The following is a 24,949-nucleotide window of genomic DNA, read 5'->3' as shown; positions in this document are numbered from 1 at the left end:
AAGTAAAGTGGTTGTAAGGAGATGAGATTATAGAACGTATCGTATTTATGGCAGTAGGAGGAGGGGATGAAATAGGTGCAAGTAGCTACTACTTGCAAATAGGAGATACGAAGCTTCTATTAGACTTTGGTCTTAGAAGTGAAGGAAATAGACTGCCAGATTATGATGAGTTATTAAGGAATGCCTTAATTGAAAATATGTATGATATTAAGACCATCATTATATCTCATGCCCATAAGGATCATTATGAGGGCGTGAGATATTTAGAAGAGGAGTCAGATAAATTTAGAATCATAGCAACGCCTAAAACTAGAGATAGGATACTAGAACAAATTAATACTGCAAAGTATGAGATGGATAAGGAAGCATTAAAGGTAAAGAGTTATATGCACTCTATCATTCCATATGAGTATTTTAAATCCTTTTATTCTGGAAATGTAAAGATAACATTTTTACCGGCTGGCCATATGAGCGGTGCAGCTATGACCTTAATGGAATATAAGGACTTTAGAGTTTTATATACGGGAGATTTCTCTTTTCCACTAACTGGCTTTAGCCCAAAGGAATGTGAGAAAAAGGTACTACAAATCTTGAAACAATGTAATGTACTCATTATGGAAAGCACACATGGGCAAAGGGATGAAGTTAATCTCAATACAAAGCGACATGCAGACTATGATGAATTGGTGCAATTTGTGAGGCTTGTAAGTCCTAAACATTTATTCTTGGTGCATCAGAATATGCAATATAAAGCGATGACACTTATGGCACAAATACAAGAAGAAATGCCAGATATAGATGTCGTGCGGGTGGAAAATAAGAAGGTATATGAAGTGGAGATGAAATAATGGACGGAGAGGAAATTCTAAAATTTAATTTTGTAAACTTTAAATCACAAATTATGAAGTATGATAAAAAATTAGTGATGAAGGCTAAAGTAGAGGAAGAAATTGTAGAATTGATGGAAAGCACACCTACCGCTCAGATTAAACATTATGAAGAAGAGTTAATTAAAAAGGGGTATGAGGGAAGAGTTGTTAGATGGTGCCTAAAGGATATAGATAATCTAAGCAAGAAAAAGCGAGAAGAACTGATTAAAGAGAGTAAAGAAGTAGCTGAAGCCATATATGCCTTCAGTATTGGTGGAGATACAACTAAAAATAAATATACTCAAGTATACAAAAGCTTGAATGATAGGAAGTGGATGGCAATACAATATAAACTTGTCACCTATTATTTTGCACAATTATTAGATAGAAGGTTACTGAGCACTTATGGGGAATTAATGCAGGCAATGACCTGTGTAACGGCTAAGCATTTCATGAGAGAATTCATAGATAAGATGGCAATGTCAGCAGGTATTAAGGTATACAATGACACAAGCTATATGGATTTAAAAAGTGCTTTGAAACTGAGTCAAACGCAGTTAAGAGATTATGAAAATCATATAGATAAAAATCAAAAGAACGAGCAGCAAAAATATATTGCCCAGTTTTTAAGTGCACTTAATGAAGATGACCAAGGCAATTTACTCAATGAACTGAGTAAATGTAATGAAAAGATATTAGAATTAGAAGCAAAGGGGTATGTGGTACCAGAAGAGCTACAATCTATGATGGTGCTAATAAAAGGCCTTGCTAGATTTCTAAAGAACTATGGGATAACGGCAGTCACGCATAAGAAGCATTTTATTACAACCAAGCAGGAATTAGATGATTGTATATATTATGGAGACCCTTTTATGAGTGATGAAGATAAGAGAGATATAGAGGTGAAGTCACCCGGTTGGCGATATAAAGAGAGCATCATATCGAAGCCAGTTTATATGGGTAAGAAGGTGACAGGATGAACCACAATTTTTATTGCGCGATTGACTTAGGAACGACTAATACGGCTATTGCATATGGGACATTTAATCATAAGAGCAAGAGGTTTGAGGCGCATATAATGCGGCTTAAGGTACCTCAGAGTAATGGGGAATTTATAGAACAGGAAGTTGTCCCATCCTGTGTTTATATGGATCAGAAGGCGAATCCTATAGTGGGCAGTTATGCCAAGGAGATGGCGGCAAAAGTGCCACGGCAGGTAGTGACATCTGTGAAAAGTAGCATGGGAACAGGAAGAGAATATTACATTTTAGATAAGAAATATACGGCACCTCAGATTAGCAGCTATATTATAAGATTTGCTTTGGCAAATGCAAAAACATTCTTTAGACAATTTCCAGATGATGTGATTATTACAGTACCAGCATCCTTCGATAGTGAAATGAGAAGAGATACCTTGAAGGCAGCGGAGCTAGCAGGCATTAAGGTAAAAAATGAAGATGGCTCTATGCGTAATATACTTTTAGATGAACCAAGGGCTGCATTATATAACTTTATTGATGGCCTAGATAGAGACCTTTTCCCAGAAGCAGTGTTAGCATTAGAGAAGCCTAAAAATATTTTGGTGTATGACTTAGGGGGAGGGACGCTAGATGTCTCTCTTCATAAGGTATGGCGTGATGAAAATGAAGAAGTTAAATTTGAGGATTATGCTATATCCAGACATACATTGGTGGGCGGGGACAACTTTGATATATTGTTTTCCAGATACTTATACAATAAGATTGCCCATAAGGTAAAGGGGATTAATCATCAAGAAAAAGAGGTAGGATTACAAAAATTAAAGAAGTTAGCTGAAAAGGCGAAAAAGGATATTGTAGCATGCTATCAGCAGTATAAACTCATTTATGAGCAGCAAGCCATAGAGGAGCCTATAGAGGAAGTCGTCATAGAGATTAGTCATCCAGCTATTATGGGCGGTGTGCCTATTGACGAAAAAATCACAGAGAAAGAATACGAAGAAGTGGTAGCAGAATTACTTGCTAAGGACTATACCTTACAAGATGTAGCAAGGGTAGAAGCAGGCGAAATCTTAGATGTAAATAATATAATCTATCCTATATTAGATGTACTAAGCAAGGCATATCAAAAAGAAGGTAAATGTGTGAAAGTGGATGCGGTGCTTTTAAATGGTGGCATGACCAAATTGCCACTTATTCAAAGACGATTAAAGGAGTTCTTTGGCATAGAACCTTTAGAAGTACAAAATCCTGATTTATCAGTGGCATTAGGTGCTGTATATTATCATCATGCATTACACAATGGGTTGCAGATTTCAAATATCTTAAATGATGGCATTGGCATTGAAACGATAGGGGGGTATGTAAGGCATTTGGCAAAGCCAGGTGTAATCTTACCTTTTACATCACCAGTTTATGATGAATTTGCAGTAAGGGATGGCACCACATCTATAGAGATTCCGTTTTATCGCGGGAGCAGAGAGGACACCCATTTGCCCAATAAACAAATAGCTATGCGGGAAATTACCTTTGATAGACCTTTGCATAAAAGAGATAAGATTTCTATTCAGCTAGAAATAGATGAAGCTGGTATTGCCACAACGAAAGCATGGATTAATGAAGATGTGGCGCATAAATATACGATGGAAATCAGATATTTAATGGAGGAAGAAAGAGAAGCAGCAGAAGTAGAAGATGCCAGATTAAAAAATATCGGGAGAAAGAATCTAAAAGAAGCCTATGAAGATACCACAGAATATGTGGTAGGTGAAGGTATAATTGAACAGCTCATGAAACAGTGTAAGCGTTATTCACGGGAAAAATATGTACAAGATAAGAGTAATTGTATGCTAAAGATTAAGGCAGCGGAGAAGATGATAGTAAGCGGCAGCAATAAAAACGAACTTATGGGCTGGCTGATGCAACGCATGAATAAGGAGTCAGATATATTTACATTAAGTAGATTAGCACTTACAGCAGGGAACTTAATGAAAGTGACGGGACTCAATCAACAATTTTTAACTTATGTAAGTAAAGAAATTACAGATCTTAAACAGAGCTTTTTTATTGAAACGAGAAAAATTCAATATTATAGATATCTCATAGAGGCAATAGGCAAAACGGGAGATAATCAGATAGAAGAGATATTAAGAGAATTGCTGAATATCAAAAGACCCAATATGAGAGGCTTAGTTGACGCTGTGATTATATCATTAGGTAAGGTTGCGACCACAAGAGAATCTATGGATGTACTTATTCGTTATTTAACTATTTCACAAGAAAAAACGAATATATCTACACTTTGGGCAATTGGTAAGATAGGGAGCAGAGAAAATACACATCCTATTGATATTTCACAAGTGGAGTATAGTATCCCTGTCATTATAGATATTATTAACAAGGAACAGCGACAAGATGTAACTTATATTACTTATAATGGGATGTATGCACTGATAGAGATAGGTGATAGACGAAGGCGAAGAGATTGCATTAGTGAAGAATCAGCCAAGAAGATTTTAGCTGTTATTAAAGATTTGAGAAGAAGACAAGTTAAATGTGCAGGTGCCAATATAATGAGCCTCTTAGAAATAGGTGAAATACTTGTGAATGGTGACACACTTTCAAAGGATCAGGAAAGGAATTTATTGCACATTAGGTCTATGTTAGAGCCACGAGATGATAAATAGGTGATTTTAAGGTGATTTTTTATAACGAAGAGTAAAAGAATATGGTAGAATAAAGAAGAAAATATAAAAATCACCAAGGGATCAGTAACAGGAGGAAGAAAAAAAGTTGAATAGAGAGGTGGAACCTAGAAGAGCAGAAGAATATTATATCAATCTTCTGGCAGATTATGGCCAAGATGAAAAGGCATATAGGGCATTAAACTGGCAGGATGAACAGACATTACCAGCAGAATTTATAGAATTTATTTATTCAGATGCTTTTTTAGAAATGCTAAATGGGGATATTAAAAGTTGGTACGAGGACATAATAAATAACATAAAAGCTTCAGAGGCTTATAGATTATTTGAAGAGAAAGCAAAACATTTTTTTATGAAAGAAAGCATTTTTGATAATCTGGTAGAAATCAATAGCCATATTATAGAAGTTTATGAGTATCAAAAGAAACAAAGCAAAAATATAGAGCACCTTAAGCAGACAGCAACGTTACTGAGAGATGGAAATACTAAGGAGGACAATAGCAGCTTAGAAATAGCACAAGAGCCTACATGTCTAACACAGGCAAATCAGCTTATGGAAGAATTAATTGCTTCTTATAAAAGCTTGCAAAAGCAGCATCGAGAGATGCGTTGTAGAAAAAGAAAACTAGGTTATTTAATGAAGAAGCCGCTATATGATTTAGGTATTCTAAAAGAAAAAAACAATGAAACTGTATTAGAAGAGCAGCTTCAAGTTTTAGAACAAAAAATAAATAACATAGAGACAATTAGAAGCGAACTTCAAGAAAGGTATGACATAGTAGAGGCTGCTACTGAAAAGTTACAACGAGAAATATTAACACCGCAAGCCATTGGTGAGTTAACCAATATTCAGCAACAACTTCCACTAACCAATGATGCCATTTTAAAGCAAATTGTAAAGCCACTTATGAGGCAAATCCATCAGAAGTGTGGCATTGCCATACCTAAGGGGGCGTATTGTTTCAAAGTGTACATTGAAGTGTGCATCCTAAAGGCGGTAAAGGGGAAGGCTGGTAATTTATAATGAAAAATAAAAAGGAGAGAAGGGAGAGGAGACGCACAGCGGGATAATTGAGGAGTAAGGAATAAGAAGGTAAGAATTAGAAACGGGAAATGGAGATAGATTATAAAGAGGGGAGAGGAGAAAGTAGTAAAGTGAGGATAGTAAAGTGTTTGATTTTCAGTTTGATTGGGATGACAGTATCAGTGTAGGGGTAGAAGAAATAGATCGCCAACATCAGCAGATATTAGACACGTTATGTGAGATTAGGGATTACATGACATATCATTTTTATACAGAGGAACAAATTTTGCTGAAAAATAATAGCATTTATTTAGGCGAACATAAAGCGCAGCATGAGGAATTTATGAAGGTTATCAATGCTGTGGACTGTGAGGAGCTGCTTAAAAATCCAACAGCAGAGCTAAAGAAGTTAAGAACATTTTTACAACAATGGTTTTTCACACATATTTTACAAGAAGATAAAAAGTGCTTTCAGGTAAAGCATAAATAAATCAATAAATAAAAGCAGTTTGAAGAGGTAATGCGTTAAGACTTTTCAAACTGCTTTTTTAATGTGTAAATATATAAAATATGCTAGAAAGGCTACAATGCAATAGAAGAAGCGCCTAAAGGAGGAACTGAGTACTGTAAATGCAGCAAATAGGTCTAGGGCGCGTAAGACGTAGTGCCTTGTTAGGTTTTATAGGAAATGAGGAATATGCTATCTTTGAGTTGCGCAAATAAAACAGCTGCAGCGGAAAGAAGCTGAGATGAAACCAAGTGTAGAAAGTGCATTTGAGATGTGGTGGGAGAAACTAAGGAATTTACGTAATAAGTTTTGTAGGGAGACGTATTTATTTGGGTATGAAAAGGAAGATATAGAGCAGGAATGTTACTTCATCTTTAGAGAGACATGGGAAAACTATGATGAAAGTTTAGGGGTAACCTTTGGAACATATTATCGGGCAAGGCTCTATGGCTGGCGTGCCAATATGAATCGTAAAATCAAGCTAAGACAGTTCACACTTTTAGAAGATGAAACAGGATATGTAGATGAGACTATCAGTATTGAAGAAAAGATTATTAGCAAAATGTTATGCGAGAAATGCTTAAGTGTGCTTTCAGATATAGAATATGAAATTATTTGTGAGTATTACATGAAACAAATGCCGTTAAAGGTTATAGCAGAACGATTAAATTTAAAGTATAGGACAGTAGAAAATAAGAAGCAGAAGGCATTGGAGAAGTTGAGAAAGGAAATTTAGAAATAATTTTTAGTAAATATTGAATTATTAGATTAAAGAAAATATAATATTAATAATGGGACACATATATAAATGATTTCACATTTATAAAACTATGAATCACTAAGTTTTATAAATGTGAAATCTATAGAAGATAAATCTATAGAAAAGAAATCTATGTAGAATGAAATACGGAAGAGAAATAGTGCTTAAATTTAGGGATGGTCATAATGAACATCCCTAAATTTATATAGGAAAAGCTAGTGGGATACATTATTAAACTAAAGGAGATTAGATATATGAATGTAGTAAAGTTAAAGATTAATCCGTATCAAAATACTAATTCTATACGCATTAATGATAAGCCGCTCTCACCAAGTAGTACATTAAATAGTTTAGAGAAACGTCCATTTTTGGAGTGGGCTTATATATTTTTTGAAATAGTAGAAGAAGCTATTGGGGATGAATTTAAATTAATCGTTACAGCAGGGGAATTTGAAAATATATTACTTAGTCACTTAAAGACAGCTCATTCAAGGTGTACAGAATATATTTATGAACCATTTGAAGTAGATGAAAGTGATGAAATCCGTTTAAATACATTAGAAACATTAGGGAAAAAGTATCTTGCAGATTATAAAAAGTTTGAAGATAACATTTTAATATGTGATGAAGCTATTCGAAAGATTGCTTTACCTATGCGTTATACAACAACTTTTGAAGAAAAACAAGCAGATGTTATTATGGTTAATAATGAACCAGAAAGCGTAGATTTAGCAAAGAAGCAGGATGGCAAATTCATTATTTACTTAGATGAGCCTATTCAGGCCAGAAGAGTAGGTAAGAGTTATGTGCTTGGGCTTACCGATAGTGAGGCTTATAAATTTTTAGAAACAGTAGTACAAAGAAAGCTTTATACACCAAGAATTATAGCCTTACATCATGACTTGCAGCAGGAAGCTGAAAACTTAAGCGCAGAAGAATTAAACCTATTGGCTAGGGCCATTGCAATTGATAGCGATGCTATGAGCGATGGCGAAGTTGCAGCAACTGAAGTAGAGGAAGAAGTAGAAGCAATAGAAGAAGTAGAAGAAATAGCACCTATGCCATTAGGGGAAATGGTTATGGGAGTTGATAAAACTCAAAAAGTGGATTTTGAAAAATATGCGATAGATGAAGAAGATGTAACAAAAATAGAAGTCATAAGTGATGATCCTAAGGTTGCAGTGATATTAGATGAGGGCAGAATACGAACCATTTCAGAAGGAACGTGTACGATTACTTTAAAGGGTGAACATACGCAAGCGACTATAACACTTATAGTAAGGCCACAGATTAAGACGATTACATTAAGCCAGAGCCAATGGCGTGCTGTGGTAGGAGAGGTGAAACCTATAGAGGTTACAGTAGAACCTAGTGATGCCTATAATACAGAATATAGGTGGTATACGACTGATGGTAGCGTAGCAACTGTAGCAAGTCAAAAAGATGGTTCACAATTTTTGTGGGCAAGAGGTGTAGGAAGTTGTATGCTGACCTGCCAAGCAGTAGAAGGTGCAGCTACTACTAGCATTGCCGTTGTCGTAGATGCACAAGTTGAGAAAAAAGAGGGGAGTCACATATGGCTTATATTATGTACTATAAGCTGTATTGCTTACTTTATATGTTACGTGATGCAAGCACAAGTAGGCATTATCTTAAGTGCCATTTTAACCTGGATTCTAGGTATGGTAACAATTATAACAAGAAAAGCCGACTGGATATGGGCATTAATATTAATGGCATTACCAGTGGTTGCATTATTGTTGATTTAGAGTAACAATACCGAGACAGTTATATGAAATGCATATAAAAAGGTTAAGGGATGAAGTAAGGGCTGTTTATATGCCAATATTAAAAAAGGGCTATGACGAGATTTTTAAGGATTTCGTTATAGCCCTTTTGTTTCATTAGTTATTATTCATTAGATTAATAAGTGCATTAACGGTAAGTTCTTGCTGTATTTTAGATGAAATAGTAGCAGTGGCATCCCCGGACTGTGAGCCATAATTTCCGAAGCCTGCATGATTGCCACCTATAAGGGGAATTTCCTTATAGTTAGCAGAATCCGTTGGTAAGAGTCTTTTGGCGTCTTGATAAGCAGACATATTGAGGACACCATCGTTGGTGCCATAGAGGGAAACGACTTTAAGGGGTTGGTCCGTTAAGTCCTTATTAGGGTAAGAAGCTAGAAAAGCAATACCCTTAATTAAATCAGGATTTTCATCAGCATAACTTGCAGCCATGACGCCGCCTAAAGAGTGGCCACCTATATACCAGTCTGTGATATTTGGATAATCTGCAATGATTTGACGTGCAGCATCCTTTTTCAAGATAGCCATATTAAGGGGCATCTTTGCAATGAAACTGGTAGCACCTTGTTCTGCAAGCTTAGCCATAAGTGGTGCATAAGCCTTAGCATCAACTAATGCACCAGGATATAAGATAAAGGCACTCCCTGTAGCCTCAGCTACGGGAATGAATGCATAATAATCAGAAGTCTCTACAACAGTAAGACTAGATGTAGATTCTAAACTTGCTATGGCTGTATCATCAGCATGATAGAACTTTTGATTTACAAAGAGCCCAAGTGCCAAGCTAATGATGAGCATGAGAGAAAGTAGAAGTGTCTTTTTATGTGTAATTAATTTTTTAATAGAAATTTTAGACATGATTATTAACCTTTCTAAGAGATATGATTAATATATTTTAGCAGAAAAAGAAAAGGATATGAAATTTATAATAAAATATTTTTGCAAATAGATATAAAGTGATATATCAGAGCATTTTTAAACACAAATGTGATATTTGTCTAAAAAATAGTGAATAATTAGTTGAAAAAACATAGAAAATGTTGTAAAAATAGAGTATAGATATTTTAAAATTATGACTATTCATATTAAAGAGGGTGATAAGGCTAGTCGGGATAAGGTCCTAAAGGGGAGTTGTGTGGTTGGTATTATTAATTAAATAATTGGAGGCGGCTATGTTTAGGAAGATACTAAGATATGTAATGTGTTCGTTAGTTTTACTAGTTTGTCTTGGCATGAATGATGAAGTAAGGGCAGCTACAACATTTGCAAATGGTGCAGATGTGAGTTGGGTGCCTGCTATGGAAGCAAATGGGTACGTTTGGTATGATCAATATGGTGTAAAAAAAGATGTGCTTAGTATTTTAAAAGATGATTTCGGGGTCAATGCTGTGCGCTTAAGGGTATTTGTGAATCCATCAGGGGACATAGGAAATGGGTGGTGTGATAAGGCAAATACAATCGCTATGGCAAAAAGGGCTAAAGCATTAGGTTTAGACGTGATGATAGACTTTCATTATAGTGATACTTGGGCAGACCCAGCGAATCAAAAGATTCCAGCAGCATGGAGCAGTTATAGTTTCGAGCAGCTCATGAATACAGTTTACAACTATACATATGATGTCATGTCTAGTCTAGCTAGTGAAAACATTTATCCTAAATGGGTACAGGTGGGGAATGAGACGAACAATGGCATGCTTTGGGATTATGGAAAGGCTACTAATAATATGAAAAACTTTGCATGGCTCATTAACTGTGGTTATGATGCTGTAAAGGCTGTTAGTCCTAATTCCAAGGTAATCGTTCACTTAGCTAATGGCAATGATAATGCCCTCTATACGTGGATGTTTGATGGGCTTGTAAACAATGGGGCAAAATTTGATGTGATTGGTATGTCCCTATATCCTTCGACATCAAATTGGTCAACACTTACAGCCCAGACATTAACCAATATGAACAGTATGATTTCTAGATATAATAAAGAAATAATGATTTGTGAAGTGGGGATGGATTATGCAAGCCCAGACATTGTACAAACATTTTTAGCCGATATGGTATCTAAGGTAAAATCATTATCTAATTCAAAAGGATTAGGTGTATTTTATTGGGAACCAGCAGCTTATCCAGGCTTTAATGGTGGTTATAATTTAGGGGCATGTGATAGTAACGGTAAATTTACATCTGCCCTAAAAGGTTTCGGGACAAGCACGATACCTACTTATAGCGGTTATTATAAGTTATTAAACCGTAGCTCTAATAAATGCCTCGATAGTCTAGGTAGCACAACCAATGGCACAGATGTCGGACAATGGGAAAGTGGTTCTAGCTATAATCAGCAATGGCAGTTGGTACATGTAGAGAGCGGTTATTATAAAATCCTTTGCCGAAATGGCAATATAGCCCTTGATAGTCTAGGAAGAAGCAGTGACGGTAACAATGTAGGCTTATGGCAAGAAGGAACAAGCTACAATCAGCAATGGAAAATCGTTGACCAAGGAAATGGCTATGTGAAATTCATCAATCGTGTCAGTGGCAAATGTTTAGACACAGGTGGCTTATCGAACAATGGGGATAGTGTACAGATGTGGTATGACAATGCAAGTTACAATCAGCAGTGGAAGTTAGTGTCGTAGAGTGATTTTATGGATGGAAAAATAAAATAATATATAAACCTTCCTTATAGGAAGTGGTAAAACTGTTTACTATATAAGGAAGGTATTTTATTGCTGTAATTTTATAAGTAATGAAGAGGGCAGACAAAAATGCTTATGAGACAAGGAAGTTACAATATAACAAAATGAAATATTTAATATCTAAGGTAATAATAGTAATGTTTCTGTTATTATAAATGCTAAATAGTAGAATACATCAAGTATAAATCTAGCTGTATTGATGTAATATTAAACGGGCACATTTAATTAACTAAATAGTTTGGCAAAAATAAAGAAATATAATAAAATCAAATAAATTTAACAGTTTATAAAGATATTTAAACCTACATATTTATAGGAAGGAGGGATATTATGAAAAAAACAACTAAAACAGTAAAAAACAATACAATTGCTGGAACAATTGGTGCTGTTAAATAATTAGAAAACAATAAGCTTATAAAATATAAACTGTTAAATTATAGCAATCTTAATACGATGGATATTGTATTAAGATTGCTATTTTTAAATTCTAAGATGTTTATTATGTATTAGGAATAAGGGGATGAAAAATGAGACAGGTTAGTAATAAGTTAAGTATATGCAAGCATGGGGACTATTATTATGTGTATCATAAGTTATTTGGGAACTTATCAAAGTTTGATGAGAAATGCATAAAGATGCTTAATAACTTTTCTAAATATGAAGAAAAGTATCCTGAAATTATTAAAAGATTAAGTGATAACTATTTTATTGTCGAGGATGATGAAGAAGATGAAGTAGTTAGAGAAGAAAGAGAGGATAGAAAGTTAGCAAATGATGGAAGGAATTTAATTGGTTTACAACTTATTGTATCAAATTATTGTAACTTCAATTGTAAATATTGTTTTTTAGATGAAGAGCATAAGTTAAGAGATAATAGTATTTACAATGCACCCTCTAATATGAAACTTGAAGTTGCACAAAAATCTATTGATAGAATGATTAATAACATCAAAATAAATGGTAATAGCGTCTTATCGATTGAGTTTTTTGGTGGTGAGCCATTAATGAATTGGCCTTTAATAAAAGGAGTGTTTGATTTATATAGAAATGGTGAAGATTTAACGAGTATACTTCGCCCAGTATTACAAATTTTAAAGAGAAAAAATATTTTAGTAAGTTTTAATTCAGTTATCTCAAAGTGGACCATTGGTAATTATGATTATAAAGGATTAGTTGAATTTTCTTTAGAAAATGGAGTTCGAAATTTGGGATTAATATTAGATTTAGATGCAGAGTTTTTGACAGATACTTGGACAGAAGATGATATTGTTACACTATTATTAAATACATATGATTATGGAAGATTAAAGGGGCTAAATGTTACTGGTTATTGGGAAAAGATGTATCAACAGATAGCTAATAAGGACTATACATATTTTGAAAAAGGATATAAGGCCTGTCCAGCAACAGGGTGTAAGGTAAGCGTAGAACCCTCTGGAGATATATTTGCATGTAAGTGTTGTACATATAAAATTGGTTCTCTAGAAGATTGGGATTCTCTTTTAAAGGGTGAAAGATATACACAGTATTTAAATAAGGTATATATGAATGGTGAAAAATGTAGTACATGCGAATTACACGCTTTTTGCTCAGGTGTATGTGTAGGGGCACTTGAAAAGAAGGGGAGCATGTATGGGATAAATGAAAGTCTTTGTTATATATATAAAAAGGTAACTCAAGAGTTGATAATGAGATCACAGGATTCTGATTTTGATTCTATATTTATTATGAATGAGCAGATGGAGGAATAAGAATGAGCCAAGTTCAAGTATCTAAATATGTGAAGTTTATAGAGAGGCCAAATGATACAGTTATTTATCATAGTCAAATTGGTGGTGCGTGTGCAATTGATGAAAAAATAAGAGAAATCTTTGAAAAGTTGAAGGATATTAAAGTATGTAATTCACCTCAGGAATTGATTTCTAAGCTAAAATTTAATATAGATGAAAGCGAACTGGAAGAAGTTTTTCAAGAATTTAGTGAAAAAGGATTTCTCATTGTAGATGGAGTTGATACAGATTATGTAGAGAAGTATACAAATGAAAGAATACAAAATTTATCAACGGGTAGACAAATAAAGACTATTCAATTAGTAGTAAGTAACAATTGTAATTTTAAGTGCAAATATTGTTTTGAAAATAAAATATATTGTTCTGAGGAAAGAGAAAAGTATCAACATGATATAAATAATAAGATTATGAGTTCAGCTGATGCTATAGAGTATATTCAAGTAGTAATAGATACCATTAAAAAGGAAGATGCAGATGCCTTGCATATTCAGTTTTTTGGGGGCGAGCCATTAACTAATAAGGAAGCCATAATAGCAGTTCTAGAACATTTTGAAAACGGGAAACAATATGGTATTGATATCTCATATAGTATTGTGACAAATGGTTCTTTAATTGATAAAAATATAGCTGAGTATTTTAAAAGATACAACGTTGGTGTAGTTATTAGCTTTGATAACCCCAAAAAAACAGATAGGAATATGAAATCAGGGAAAAACAGTATTGAGAAGGTTATAGAATCTTTAGAAATACTAAAAAGTAATAATAATCATGTTGCATTTAATTCAGTTTTATCACAACAGACTATTGAATATTTTGATACTTCAATTATAGATTGTGCATTAGAATATAATGTAAGCGAGGTTGGTATAGTACTTGATTTGGATCCAAGCTTCTATACAAAAGATACAATTGAAGAAATCAGTGACAAGTTGATAGAGGTTTATCAATATGGGTTAGAAAAAGATATTCAAGTATCAGGTTATTGGATGAGTACATATCTAGCATCACTTGATTTTATGGCTATGAAAAAAGGGTTTAAGACATGCTCAGGAACAGGAAGCCAATTTAGCATTGAACCAAATGGAAAAGTTTTTTCTTGTAAGGGTTCATCAGCATACTTTGGTGATATAAGAGATATTAAAGAATTACTAAGTAATGAAACATATCAAATATATGCTAAGAGAAGTATTAATAATTCAAGTAAATGTAAGGCTTGTGATATTGAAGGATTTTGTTCAGGATTCTGCTTAGGGCCATTGGAACAAAGTTTTGGAAGTGCAAATTATGTACTTGAAGAATATTGTGAATTATTAAAAAGGGTAACTCAAAGATTATTTGCTATAGAAGGAGACCTAGATTATTATGAGTTGTGATGAAACAGTTAAATTACCAGAGAAGGTAGGTACTTATAATTTAGGGGTAAATTTTTGGCTGTTATTATTTGGTAAAATAGTTTCTCAGCTTGGAGATGGAATATTTAATCTAGCGTTACCATGGTACATATTAAGTGTTACAAATTCGGCAACAGCAATGAGTTCATATTTAGTATTAGCTAATGTTGTGTGTGGCATCTCAATTATGATTTTCGGAAGATACATAGATCGATGGAAAAAGGAAAAGGTTTTATATATAGCTGATATTATACGTGGAATTTATATACTCTTTCTTTTTGCTGTTATAGTATTTAAATTGGAAGGACAGTTAATATGGATGTACATATGTGCAGTAGTTTTAAATATATGTGCAGCACTATTTAACCCTGCATCAATGAGTATAATACCCGAATTGGTGGAGGAAAGGGGATTAGTGAAAGCTAACGCATTACTATCTATGGTAGATAATTTAATAGCTCTAATAGGATTAGCAGTTGGAGGAATAATATATCAGATATTTGGAATAAAACTAATCTTTCTCATAGCTGGTATGGCCTATGTTTTATCTGGTGTTTCTGAGATGTTTATACATCCTAATAGATCTATTACAAATAGTAGAAAACAAGAAAATACTAGTTTAAAAGATGGTATTAAGTATTTAATGACGAATAATAGAATACTTTTTATTATCGTATTTGCTTTAGTTTGGAACTATATATATATATCTGTATATTCTATATACATTCCATATGTATTTAATACCATATATAAGACGACTATTGGAGCAGTAGCCATAATTCAAATAGGTATGTTCGTAGGAATGATTATAGGAGCTAGTATAGCCTCAAGGTATAACATGAAAGAGAATATGTATAAGCACTTAACGCATGTAGTTATTATACAACTTCCAGTATTTGTAATGCTACCTATAATATTGATTATTAATAGTGTGTACATAAATTATGAGTTATTTGTCATTATTAGTTTTAGTGTACTCTTTTTCATTTTAGGTATTTCGGTTGCAATTGTTAATGTAAATATAGGTGTAATTTTGCAAAAAGAGGTAAAAGGTGAATTCTTAGGAAGGGTATATTCATTTAAAGCATTAGGAAGTATGATATCTATGGCATTAGGATTAGCAATTGGTGGAATTATCATTGAGAGAATAGATGTTAGTGTTGCTTTTGCAATACAGGCCTTTTTATTTGTAATATTATGTTTTACAATGATAAAGAAATTTTTAATTAAAGATAAAATAGCTGATGAAAATTAAGTTTATGAAGGTGAAATATGAATCCATGGGAGATAATTGATTTACAAGATTATGAGAAGCATATGAAATTAAATACAGTACAACAGTTACAGGTACTTAATTTAATGATGAAAGATCAAATATATAGATATAATATAAAGACATTATGTATATTAGGAGTAGCTGGAGGAAATGGTTTGGATCATATTCAGCGCGATAAAATTGATAAAGTATATGGTGTAGATATTAATGGTAAATATTTAAGTGAATGTAATCAGAGATATTGTGGATTATCTAATACACTAAAATTGATTCATGCAAATCTGCTAGATATAAACAATATAATTTTACCTCATGTAGAGTTGGTTATTGCTAATTTACTTATTGAATACATAGGCATTGATATTTTTTTAAAGAATATTTTAAAGATGAATGCACATTATGTATCGGTAGTAATTCAAGTTAATCATGAAAATACCTTTGTATCAGATTCACCATATCTAGAAGCACTTAGCTGCTTGGATACAATACATCATGATGTTAATCAAGAAGAGCTGATAATCAATATGTGTAATAGTGGATACTTATTTATATATGAAGAAAGAATTGAGATGCCTAATAAGAAAGAATTAGTACGTTTAGACTTTAAAAATGCAAGTTACAATCAGTAGTGAAAATAAGTGCAGTATCTTAAATATTAAAGCCTAATCCAGTATAATAGAATTAATATAGTTTATTAGGGAAAAGAGGCCGTATATGAAACAACATGAAGTAGTAGCAGCAATTATTATTTATGAAGATCGTATACTTTGCATGCAGAGGAATAAGGGGAAATATGATTATGTTTCCTATAAATATGAATTTCCAGGAGGCAAAATTGAAGATGGGGAGACTCAGATGGCTGCATTAGAGCGAGAACTAAGAGAAGAGATGGCACTAGCAGTTCAAATAAGGAAAGAAGATTTCTTTATGACAGTAGAGCATACTTATCCAGACTTTAAGATTAAGATGCATAGTTATATTTGTAAGGTAGATACACCTCACTTTATAAGAAAAGAGCATGTAGATCATAAGTGGCTAAAAGTAGAAGAACTTATGACACTAGACTGGGCACCAGCAGATATTCCTATTGTAGAGAAATTACAAAAAGAATTAGTAATATAATCAGTAATATAAAAGGAAGGTTCCAATATATTCTTGTGATGAATGTATTGGAACCTTTTTGACTAGGTAAGATATTTATTTTAGTGTCCCTGTTTGTGTAAATTCTGTATAAAGCCCGCTAGGTACTTCGTGGTGCAGGGCGATAAGTGTTGTAATTGGCTTTTCACCATAGAATTCGATGACATCGCCTGTACCAATATAAATATAAGGCTGAACGATGCCATCTAGTTCTTTATATTTTCGAATAAAGAGATGAAGGCGGATGTTATTTTCTTTGTTATGTACAATGTTTTGACCACGTTCAGAGGTTGTAGATGTTGCGTTAGGTGACTGCCACTGAAAATGACCAGAGTCAATGAAGAGGTCTTGATAGTTAATGCTTTCTTTAATGCCTTCGTCCTTGTGAAGGTCAATGAAGAGGAAGAAATCATTGCCATTCGTTAAGAGACCACTACCACGGAAAGCACTATGACATTTGGTATAGTTAGATAAAAGGGCAGTATCAACCATGCTATATTGTTCATAGAGTTTGAAGAAAGGTAAGCCGTAGTTGGTATCGCCGAAATTCTTTTCATAACATATTAAACCATAGTAAATAACATCTTCAATAAAGACGCTATAGCGTTTATCTTTTAAGAGCTCCGTTAGCGTAGCCGTTCTGGTCAAAGTTTCATTTTCATAAGAAAAAGCAGAAATGGTACTTTTGAGCTGACCCGAATCATGATAAGCACGGCTAAGGCATTGAAAGGCATGTTCTACGGTGGCTAAGGTTACTGTTTCCATGTATTTAGAGATTTCTTGAACAGCTATTTCAAGGGTAATGAAATCATGTTTTAAAAGGTATTTAAGTATAGCAAATTCATGAGGTCTCTTGATAGGCAATTGACCTGAAATCTCTTTAAGAAATTTACTAAAAGGCTCATAGGCTAGAAGATAATTAAGGCGTTCTTCTTTTTCCATTTTAGCAACGAAACCAGGGTAAGTTTTTTCTTTCTTTATAAATCGCAGTGGATCTGGGGCACCTTCATATTTAATGTAGTCCATTAAGAAATAAGGGGTATGTCCACTATTAAGCATTTTAAATTCCAGATATTCCTCTTTAAGATATTTTAGCGCATTGAAGTTTTCTGTATTAAGCTGCTCTAAGATACGTTCTTGAGAAATGCGGTCCATTTGAATATGGCTACAGCCTGGAATAGTGGCGAATTCCGTAGCTACAGCAACACGTAGACTATCTTTGTCGTAATAGCGACTTCCATTAAGGGCAATGGCGATTAAAAAAGCTTTAGCATGGTTGCCGATGAAATCGAGTACTGTTAAGAAAGTTTTATCTTCATATTTACGAAGTCCACGACCAAGTTGCTGAATAAATATAATCGGTGAGTTAGTAGGTCTTAGCATAAGAATTAGGTTAATAGCTGGGATATCTATACCTTCATTAAAAATATCCACTGTAAAAATCACTTCTAATGGGTCTTCATCAGATTCAAGTTGCTGGATACCAGCAGTTCTTTCTTCAACTGTATTATTTCCCGTTAAACAAATACTAGGGATACCACGTTTATTAAAGGCATCAGCCATATACTGTGCATGTTCAATATTGGCACAGAAACCGATCGCCTTTCGTTTCGCACCATCAAAACCATAAAAATTCATTTTTTCTATAATATAATCTACACGTTCATTTACCTTAAGGCGTTTAACAAGCTCATTTATTTGGGTAAGGGGTACATCGCTTAAATCAATGTCTTCAATATCTGTTACTCCGAAATAATGAAAAGGTAAGACAAGTTCTGCCTCTAAAGCTTCATGCAAACGGATTTCTAAGGCAACATTATGGTCAAAAACTTCAAAGATATTTTCACCATCACAGCGTTCAGGGGTAGCGGTCATCCCTAAGAGAAATTTAGGCTTAAAGTAATGAAGGACCTTTTGATAAGTCGGACTAGAAACATGATGGGCTTCATCGATTACAATATAGTCAAAGGCATCTGGCGTAAAATCTGTGTAATGGGTAGACATAGATTGAATAGTTGAAAAGAGATAGTTAACATTTAAATCTTTCTGTGTTCCAGATAAGATTCCTGTGGTGATATATTTATTAGCCACTAACTTTTGAAAAGTTTTTTCTGCTGATTTTAGAATTTCTTCACGATGTACTAAAAAGAGCATACGTTTAGGGCTCACGGCAAGTACATCAAAGGCAGACATATAAGTTTTCCCAGTTCCAGTAGCAGCAATGACAAGTGCTTTGTTTTCACCAGCATGACGTAATCTTTCCAGGCTATCCAAGGCTCTTTGTTGCATGGTGTTAGGTTTAATAAGCGTATAGTCTTCTAAGCTTAGCGATTTTGCCTTTTCAACCTTTTTTAGCTCTTTAAGAAGGGCTTCATATTTCCTTAAAAAATCATCATCTACAATGGTTGTACGCTCCCAAAGTTTAAGATATTCTTCAAGGACTTCCTTAGCAAAGTGGTCATCATGTTTAGAAATGACACGTACATTCCATTCAATATTACTTTTAAGTGCACGTTGTGTAATATTAGAGGAACCAATGATAATTTTATAATGGTCAGTATTTTCGAAGATATAGGCTTTTGTATGAAAGCCCATTTCCTCTGTGGCAATGAAGATTTTAAGGTCAATATTACTAAAGTCTTTTAGACGCTCCAAGGCTTTCGGTTGCGTAAAATTTAAATAAGTAGAAGTTAAAATTTTACCTTCTATCCCCTTTTCTTCTAGTGATTTAAACGTATCAAGTAGAAGTTGTAAGCCACTAAAGTTAATGAAGGCAACACTCATATAGAAACGTTCACATTCTAGAAGACACTGTTTAAGCTCATCTAATAGATTGCGTTCCCCATGATTGATAATGAGTTTGTTGTGAGTTAAATAAGCCTGCTCTTGCTGTGTAGGCATAGTAGACCAAGGAAAAGAAGGTGAATGAGATGATAAATTTTGCACGAGAGTTCTCCCTTTTTAGAATAATTAATAGTAATTTAATAATAAAGTGAAATGAAGTATAAGTAAATTATTTTATTATATTAGTAGGCAAAGGTGTTATAATAAAAATATTATCTTATGTACATTAAGATCATCAGAAAGATCACGGCTATTATGGAAAATATTAATCTAAAAAGGCAATAATAATAAAAAGAGAATGGAAAATAATACGCACAATATATTATTAGAAATGTTAAAAGAAGAAAAAGAGATAGGCCTTAAAGAATGTAGGTGAATATAAATCATCCTTTTCAAGATGGTAATGGTCGTGTTGGAAGGCTCATTATGTTTAAGGAATGTTTAAGAAATAATATTATGCCATTTATTATTGAGGAATCGCAAAAGTTATTTTACTATCGCGGTTTAAATGAGTATAAAAATGAAAAAGGTTATTTAGTAGATACTTGTCTTTCAGCGCAGAACTATTATGAGCAGCTAGTAAAGTATTTTATAGAAGAATAAAAATAGAAGTACACATGTTGTAGAAGATCCAGAAACAAAAAGATTAAGAGTATTAACACCAGTAGAGTGTAAAAGAATAAATGGTTTCCCAGACAACTGGACAAACTCAGGCATGCCACAGAAATTTAGATATTTCTGTATGGGAAATGCTTTAGTTGTTGATTTAGTTGAGAAGATGGGAAGAGAATTAAAAAGAATATTAGATAGGGAAAAGCTTTTTTTATGACATATATATAAGTGTAGAGACAAACACCAATACCTAAAAAGCAATGCAAAACGGCTACCCTTTAAACCAGCGGTGCGATATCTAACCCATTAAGGCGAGCACTATCATAGCTCATGGTGGCGAGAAGATGCCAGATGGCTACGCTTATTAAGGAAAATGTGTAAGGATTTACACCAAATAAATCAAATTTAAGTTTAAAATTCAGATGGCCTTAGAAACTTGTAGGAATCCAAATTTTAAGCAGTACTTATAATAAATTTATAGGTAAGCTTAAAATATAACATGTTAGCAAGTGAAAAAAGGTTTGCCTCCCCCTTCATCTGATCTTTGTAAAATAGATATTGCTAAGAAACCTTACTGATACTTAAAAGACTATAAAGCATCGGGAGGCTATTTATAGGAGCATTTTGCTTAGAAATAGGAAACTATAACTATTTTTAAGAGAAGTAAGGAGACTAAGCGATAGATAGTGTGCGAGATCCGGCGGGAGGTAATTGAAAGAAGTATCAAACAGAGCCTGAGAAATGTAGCAATACATTTTTCAGGCTTTTTGCATAAGCAAAAAAAGGTCATAAGAATATCAATAAAAATGAGTATAGAGGAGGTAGCAAGATGGAACAAGTCATTTATCCGCTGAAGATATTTTTAAAGTTAGGAAAGGATTCAGAGAATGCATATAATGGCAGGCAAGTTATAAGAGATTATAAAGAGTTTCTACAGTTACATACACATGCCTGGTTTGGAACGAGTGCTTTAGCGCTAGGAATATGTAAGGAAAGAAAAGAAGAATTTTTACGAGCAATTAGTGAAGGACAAGTTGTAGAAATATATTTTGGCATTGGGAAAGTATATGATGGCATCAATGAATTATACGTTAAGGCCCGTGTATTAGGGATTATTACAGGACGTAGCAAAATTGTTTCCCCTGAACCATTATTAACACCTAAGGCATGGCAATTGGCGTGCCGTGAAACTTGGTTTAAGATTGATGAGATATCAGAATTAGCGGCAGAAGATACGGTAGAAAATTTTAAGATTGCCAGTACGGGAAAGATATTAAAAGAAGTGAGTGAAAAGTCTCGGTTCCAATTTGGGTATATTGTGAGGGTATAAGGATAAGAAACATAGGTTGTGGGCGTATTATCTAAAAAAATCGAGAATACACAGCGTGCATTATTAGATACAGTCTATACAGTAGCAAGTAAAGTAAAGTGACAAAAATGTCGATAATAAAGTTAACATAAGAAATAGAACTACTTATGCAATAATACTAAATATTGATTTTGTTCCTAATATATAGTAATATGGCAGTTGACTGTTTAACTAGATAAATAAACAGCAGGATATACGAATAAAGATACTAATGGGAGGCAATATGAAACACTTTAAAGAAACAATTAGATTAGGCATAATTTTAGCAATGAGTATCGCTATGACAGTAACTAGCTTTGCACATAGCGGAAGAACAGATAGCAATGGGGGACACAGAGACAATAAGAATAAGAGTGGATTAGGAAGTTATCATTATCACTGTGGCGGCTATCCAGCACATTTACATAGTAATGGGGTATGTCCATATAGTTCAGGATATGTTGCACCAAGTAGCAGTTCATCTTCTACATCAACTAGTTCATCAGCAAGTAAAGCGCAAGCAGCTGTACCAACCTATACAGTAAAAGAGCAAAACTTTGATTTAAATGGGGAAATAGTTGCAATCAATACTATCGTAAAAAATGGTGTAAGTTTAGTAGAACTTAAAACATTTGCAAATGGTTTAGGTATTTCATTAGAGTATGATAAAGCAGCATCAGCAGTTATTGCACGTTATAATAACGGTTATGTTTCTTTATTACTTAATTCAAAATCAGCTAAAGCAAATGGTGTAAAAACAGAATTAACAGTAGCACCAACAGTACAAGATGGTCGTACTTATGTACCAGCAAGATATATTGCAGAGTCTTTTGGAATGACTGTAAATTATGATGCGGTAGCAGGTATAACATCTATTATTAAAAAATAGGTAGAAAAATTAGGAATGTGCCATTTGGGACATTCCTTTTATTGTACGTTAATATAAAATTTTTGTATTGAAGATTATATATTGGTATTAAATAAATAAGAATTGAACACAATAAAATGTGGAAAATATTACTAGAGAAAAATATAGGGTAATTTATAATACATTAAGGCGTAAGGCACTAGAATATTACATCATAGGAGGAACAAATGGGATTTAAAGTTAGAAAGAAAATCAAGATTTGTAAGGGCGTTAACTTAAATATCAGCAATAAGGGAATTTCAACTTCAGTAAAGCTTGGCCGAACGACTATTAATTCACGAGGGAGAGTAACACATAATTTAGGACATGGTATATCTTATACACATCATTTAAATAGTTCAAAATCTAAGCCACAGGCAAGCAGAAGTAATACTCAATATAAGGCAGACGAAGCACAAGTACAGAACAAAGATACATATGAACTTGCAGAAATCATCAATACGAAGATAGTGGGTGTAACCTTTGAATGTAAGAAAGCACCTAATATTCAAAGACAAGATGTGCTTGCAGCAATAAGAAAAAACAGTAAGGTAGCGATAGAACCATTCTTGTACATAGATAAAGTAGGTTATATGGTTGTAAGACAAAAGGATGGATTAGATTTAGGGGTGTTACCAGCGGACATTGCGGAACATATATATGACACATACAACGAGCGCTGTAAATTTGAAGTTACAATTACTGAAACATACAAAATGGAAGACACTAAATCTGTAAATGTATGTATAAAGGTTTATGATAATGTCATGCAAAGACAATGGGATGAACTGCAAGCACAAAGAAAGCAAAAAAGAGAAATACATGAGGCTATTGGAGAAAGGCTTAAAACGACTACATATAATAATGAGCATATGATTTGTTCATTGGCAATGTCATTTATCGCATCATTATTACCTGTATTAATTTTTCCATTTTCAAAGAGATAAAGAACAATTTAATGATGAAAAAATTGAAGAAGCTTAAAAAGGATAAAAGAGTTTAGAGGATAAAGGTGAGAAAATGGAAAATTTATTTGTTGTATTAAGTATACTGTGCCTATTAGCGATACCTATAGGGTTAGCTCAACCAACCTGGGTTATTAAATGGGGCGAAGCAAGAACAAGAAAAAATGTAATGAGATATTATGGTTTGGGTGCATGGCTCATGTTAACTTTAGGCATGGGCTGTTCGAAGGAAATATCTTTTACACAAGCTTTAACGGTCACAAGTATGGTAGCCTGCTTAGCTGGATTTATTATAGGAATGATTAGCCCAGAAACAGTTATTGTATGGGGACCAAAAGAAGAAAGAAATCGTAAAAAAGTATGCTTTTGTTATGGAATAGGCTTTTTAGGTGCTATGATGCTGGGCATGCTTGCAGCAATTACTGAAGATAGTTTCCAGTGGTTAGTTGGTTTAGGAAGAGTCGTTTTAGTCATTGCATTAATAGTTGGGATGATTAATCCGGAAAACTTGCCAACCTTAAAACCTTTTGAAGAAAGAACTAGAAAAACAGTTCTTAAATATTATGGCGTAGCACTTCTAATAGCTTGTTTAATTCCTTGGGAGCCAGCTGCAACAGAAGCAATAATAGAACCAACCACTCAAGTTACCCAAAATGTAACAAGTCATGAAACACAGAAGCCTTCGACGCCACAAAATAATATTATAGCTGCTGAAAATAAAACAGACTTAAAAATAGAAGAAACAAATGATAAAGTGGAAGTAAGTAGTCCAGCAGAATCAACTGAAGATAAAATAAGTTCAGAGCAAGGAAGTACTAAAGAATCTGTAGATGAAAAAGTAGAAAACAATCTAGAGGATGACAAAAAACAAGCAGAAGAAGAAATTGATAGTGTTACAGAAGAAACAAAAGTAGAGACTAAGGTTGAAGAAGTAGCACCAGTAAAAGAAGAAGCTGTAACAAATTCAAACAGTGTATCTAATGAAAGAACAGTTTATTGGGTACCAAATGGAGAAGTATATCATACTTCAAGAAACTGCAGTTCCTTAAGTCGTAGTAAAACTATATTAAGCGGCACGATTTCAGAAAGTGGTAAGCCAAGAAAATGTAAAAAGTGTTAATTAAAATTTATTAAATGGGTAGTAGATGTAAAAAATAAAAAAAGGCGTCGCCTCCGGCGAAAATATTTGAAAGCAACTTCAAGTAGAAGGCAAACAAAAGCAATATAAAAGATAAGGTATAAAGTTACGTTGCTCGCCGCGGCAAAGAAATATACGCTACTATAATCGAGTAGGAGGATAACCATTAATTGATTATCCGACCTCTCACACCACCG

At 33.6% G+C, this 24,949-nt stretch carries 20 protein-coding genes and 1 pseudogene; 19 read left to right on the top strand and 2 right to left on the bottom strand.

Translation table 11 applies throughout. The features are described from left to right. Nucleotides 1-47 precede the first annotated feature (47 nt). The 7 genes from AC1VAQ_RS08040 (at nucleotide 48) to AC1VAQ_RS08010 (ending at nucleotide 8,612) form a co-directional block, all read left to right on the top strand. Nucleotides 48-848, top strand: a complete 801-nt coding sequence (locus AC1VAQ_RS08040; RefSeq protein WP_302595657.1) for an MBL fold metallo-hydrolase — start codon at nucleotides 48-50, stop codon at nucleotides 846-848. Beyond that, nucleotides 848-1,849: a hypothetical protein gene (locus tag AC1VAQ_RS08035; protein ID WP_479903778.1), complete on the top strand. Its 1,002-nt coding sequence runs from the start codon at nucleotides 848-850 to the stop codon at nucleotides 1,847-1,849. Before AC1VAQ_RS08040 ends, AC1VAQ_RS08035 begins: the two co-directional genes overlap by 1 nt. Beyond that, entirely contained in the window at nucleotides 1,846-4,533 is a 2,688-nt protein-coding gene (locus AC1VAQ_RS08030) for an Hsp70 family protein (protein WP_303244003.1), read from the top strand. The genes AC1VAQ_RS08035 and AC1VAQ_RS08030 overlap by 4 nt, the downstream gene beginning before the upstream one ends. Nucleotides 4,534-4,639: 106 nt before the next feature. After that, nucleotides 4,640-5,575 (top strand): hypothetical protein, encoded by a 936-nt coding sequence (locus AC1VAQ_RS08025; RefSeq protein ID WP_302595653.1) that lies wholly within the window; start codon nucleotides 4,640-4,642, stop codon nucleotides 5,573-5,575. Between the two features lie 145 nt (nucleotides 5,576-5,720). Beyond that, the gene (locus AC1VAQ_RS08020) at nucleotides 5,721-6,065 is read left to right on the top strand and encodes a bacteriohemerythrin (RefSeq protein WP_479903777.1); all 345 of its coding nucleotides are present in this window, start codon (nucleotides 5,721-5,723) and stop codon (nucleotides 6,063-6,065) included. Between the two features lie 259 nt (nucleotides 6,066-6,324). Further along, nucleotides 6,325-6,819 carry a sigma-70 family RNA polymerase sigma factor gene (locus AC1VAQ_RS08015; RefSeq protein WP_302595649.1) on the top strand — a complete coding sequence of 165 codons (495 nt, stop codon included), beginning with the start codon at nucleotides 6,325-6,327 and terminating at the stop codon, nucleotides 6,817-6,819. Between the two features lie 278 nt (nucleotides 6,820-7,097). After that, nucleotides 7,098-8,612: an Ig-like domain-containing protein gene (locus AC1VAQ_RS08010; RefSeq protein WP_302595645.1), complete on the top strand. Its 1,515-nt coding sequence runs from the start codon at nucleotides 7,098-7,100 to the stop codon at nucleotides 8,610-8,612. Between the two features lie 135 nt (nucleotides 8,613-8,747). Here AC1VAQ_RS08010 and AC1VAQ_RS08005 read toward each other — a convergent pair whose 3' ends face one another. Then, a complete protein-coding gene (locus AC1VAQ_RS08005) occupies nucleotides 8,748-9,509 on the bottom strand; it encodes an alpha/beta fold hydrolase (RefSeq protein ID WP_302595643.1) in 762 nt (253 codons plus the stop codon). Nucleotides 9,510-9,823: 314 nt separating this feature from the next. On the opposite strand from AC1VAQ_RS08005, the gene AC1VAQ_RS08000 reads away from it, so the two are divergent. The 6 genes from AC1VAQ_RS08000 to AC1VAQ_RS07975 all read left to right on the top strand — a co-directional run bounded on the left by AC1VAQ_RS08000 (nucleotide 9,824) and on the right by AC1VAQ_RS07975 (nucleotide 16,920). After that, nucleotides 9,824-11,281, top strand: coding sequence for a glycosyl hydrolase 53 family protein (locus AC1VAQ_RS08000; protein ID WP_479903776.1), 1,458 nt, complete (start codon nucleotides 9,824-9,826; stop codon nucleotides 11,279-11,281). A 587-nt stretch (nucleotides 11,282-11,868) separates the two neighbouring features. Next, nucleotides 11,869-13,092: a radical SAM protein gene (locus AC1VAQ_RS07995; RefSeq protein ID WP_479903775.1), complete on the top strand. Its 1,224-nt coding sequence runs from the start codon at nucleotides 11,869-11,871 to the stop codon at nucleotides 13,090-13,092. Nucleotides 13,093-13,094: 2 nt separating this feature from the next. After that, the gene (locus AC1VAQ_RS07990; RefSeq protein ID WP_479903774.1) at nucleotides 13,095-14,504 is read left to right on the top strand and encodes a radical SAM protein; all 1,410 of its coding nucleotides are present in this window, start codon (nucleotides 13,095-13,097) and stop codon (nucleotides 14,502-14,504) included. Then, entirely contained in the window at nucleotides 14,494-15,777 is a 1,284-nt protein-coding gene (locus tag AC1VAQ_RS07985) for an MFS transporter (RefSeq protein WP_302595634.1), read from the top strand. Before AC1VAQ_RS07990 ends, AC1VAQ_RS07985 begins: the two co-directional genes overlap by 11 nt. Nucleotides 15,778-15,794: 17 nt before the next feature. After that, a complete protein-coding gene (locus AC1VAQ_RS07980; RefSeq protein WP_302595632.1) occupies nucleotides 15,795-16,427 on the top strand; it encodes a methyltransferase type 11 in 633 nt (210 codons plus the stop codon). An 85-nt stretch (nucleotides 16,428-16,512) separates the two neighbouring features. Then, nucleotides 16,513-16,920, top strand: coding sequence for a (deoxy)nucleoside triphosphate pyrophosphohydrolase (locus tag AC1VAQ_RS07975; RefSeq protein WP_302595629.1), 408 nt, complete (start codon nucleotides 16,513-16,515; stop codon nucleotides 16,918-16,920). A gap of 75 nt (nucleotides 16,921-16,995) precedes the next feature. On the opposite strand, the gene AC1VAQ_RS07970 is transcribed toward AC1VAQ_RS07975, so the two are convergent. After that, nucleotides 16,996-19,884, bottom strand: coding sequence for a DEAD/DEAH box helicase (locus AC1VAQ_RS07970; RefSeq protein ID WP_479903773.1), 2,889 nt, complete (start codon nucleotides 19,882-19,884; stop codon nucleotides 16,996-16,998). 270 nt (nucleotides 19,885-20,154) lie between these two features. On the opposite strand from AC1VAQ_RS07970, the gene AC1VAQ_RS07965 reads away from it, so the two are divergent. From AC1VAQ_RS07965 to AC1VAQ_RS07940, 6 genes and pseudogenes are all read left to right on the top strand, one after another. Further along, complete coding sequence (locus AC1VAQ_RS07965; RefSeq protein WP_302595626.1) at nucleotides 20,155-20,385, top strand: Fic family protein; 231 nt, start codon at nucleotides 20,155-20,157, stop codon at nucleotides 20,383-20,385. A 22-nt stretch (nucleotides 20,386-20,407) separates the two neighbouring features. Continuing rightward, nucleotides 20,408-20,611: pseudogene (locus tag AC1VAQ_RS07960) on the top strand (DNA cytosine methyltransferase); the annotation flags it as partial. Between the two features lie 612 nt (nucleotides 20,612-21,223). Further along, on the top strand, nucleotides 21,224-21,724 hold the full coding sequence (locus tag AC1VAQ_RS07955; RefSeq protein WP_302595625.1) for a hypothetical protein: 501 nt from the start codon (nucleotides 21,224-21,226) through the stop codon (nucleotides 21,722-21,724). Nucleotides 21,725-22,031: 307 nt separating this feature from the next. Next, nucleotides 22,032-22,631 carry a stalk domain-containing protein gene (locus tag AC1VAQ_RS07950; protein ID WP_479903791.1) on the top strand — a complete coding sequence of 200 codons (600 nt, stop codon included), beginning with the start codon at nucleotides 22,032-22,034 and terminating at the stop codon, nucleotides 22,629-22,631. Between the two features lie 206 nt (nucleotides 22,632-22,837). Then, nucleotides 22,838-23,596, top strand: coding sequence for a DUF4236 domain-containing protein (locus AC1VAQ_RS07945; RefSeq protein WP_479903772.1), 759 nt, complete (start codon nucleotides 22,838-22,840; stop codon nucleotides 23,594-23,596). Nucleotides 23,597-23,669: 73 nt separating this feature from the next. Then, complete coding sequence (locus tag AC1VAQ_RS07940; protein WP_479903771.1) at nucleotides 23,670-24,734, top strand: MFS transporter; 1,065 nt, start codon at nucleotides 23,670-23,672, stop codon at nucleotides 24,732-24,734. Nucleotides 24,735-24,949: the final 215 nt, after the last annotated feature.

It is taken from the genome of Cellulosilyticum sp., from assembly GCF_982396655.1.
This window is presented reverse-complemented; position numbering and strand designations above follow the sequence as displayed.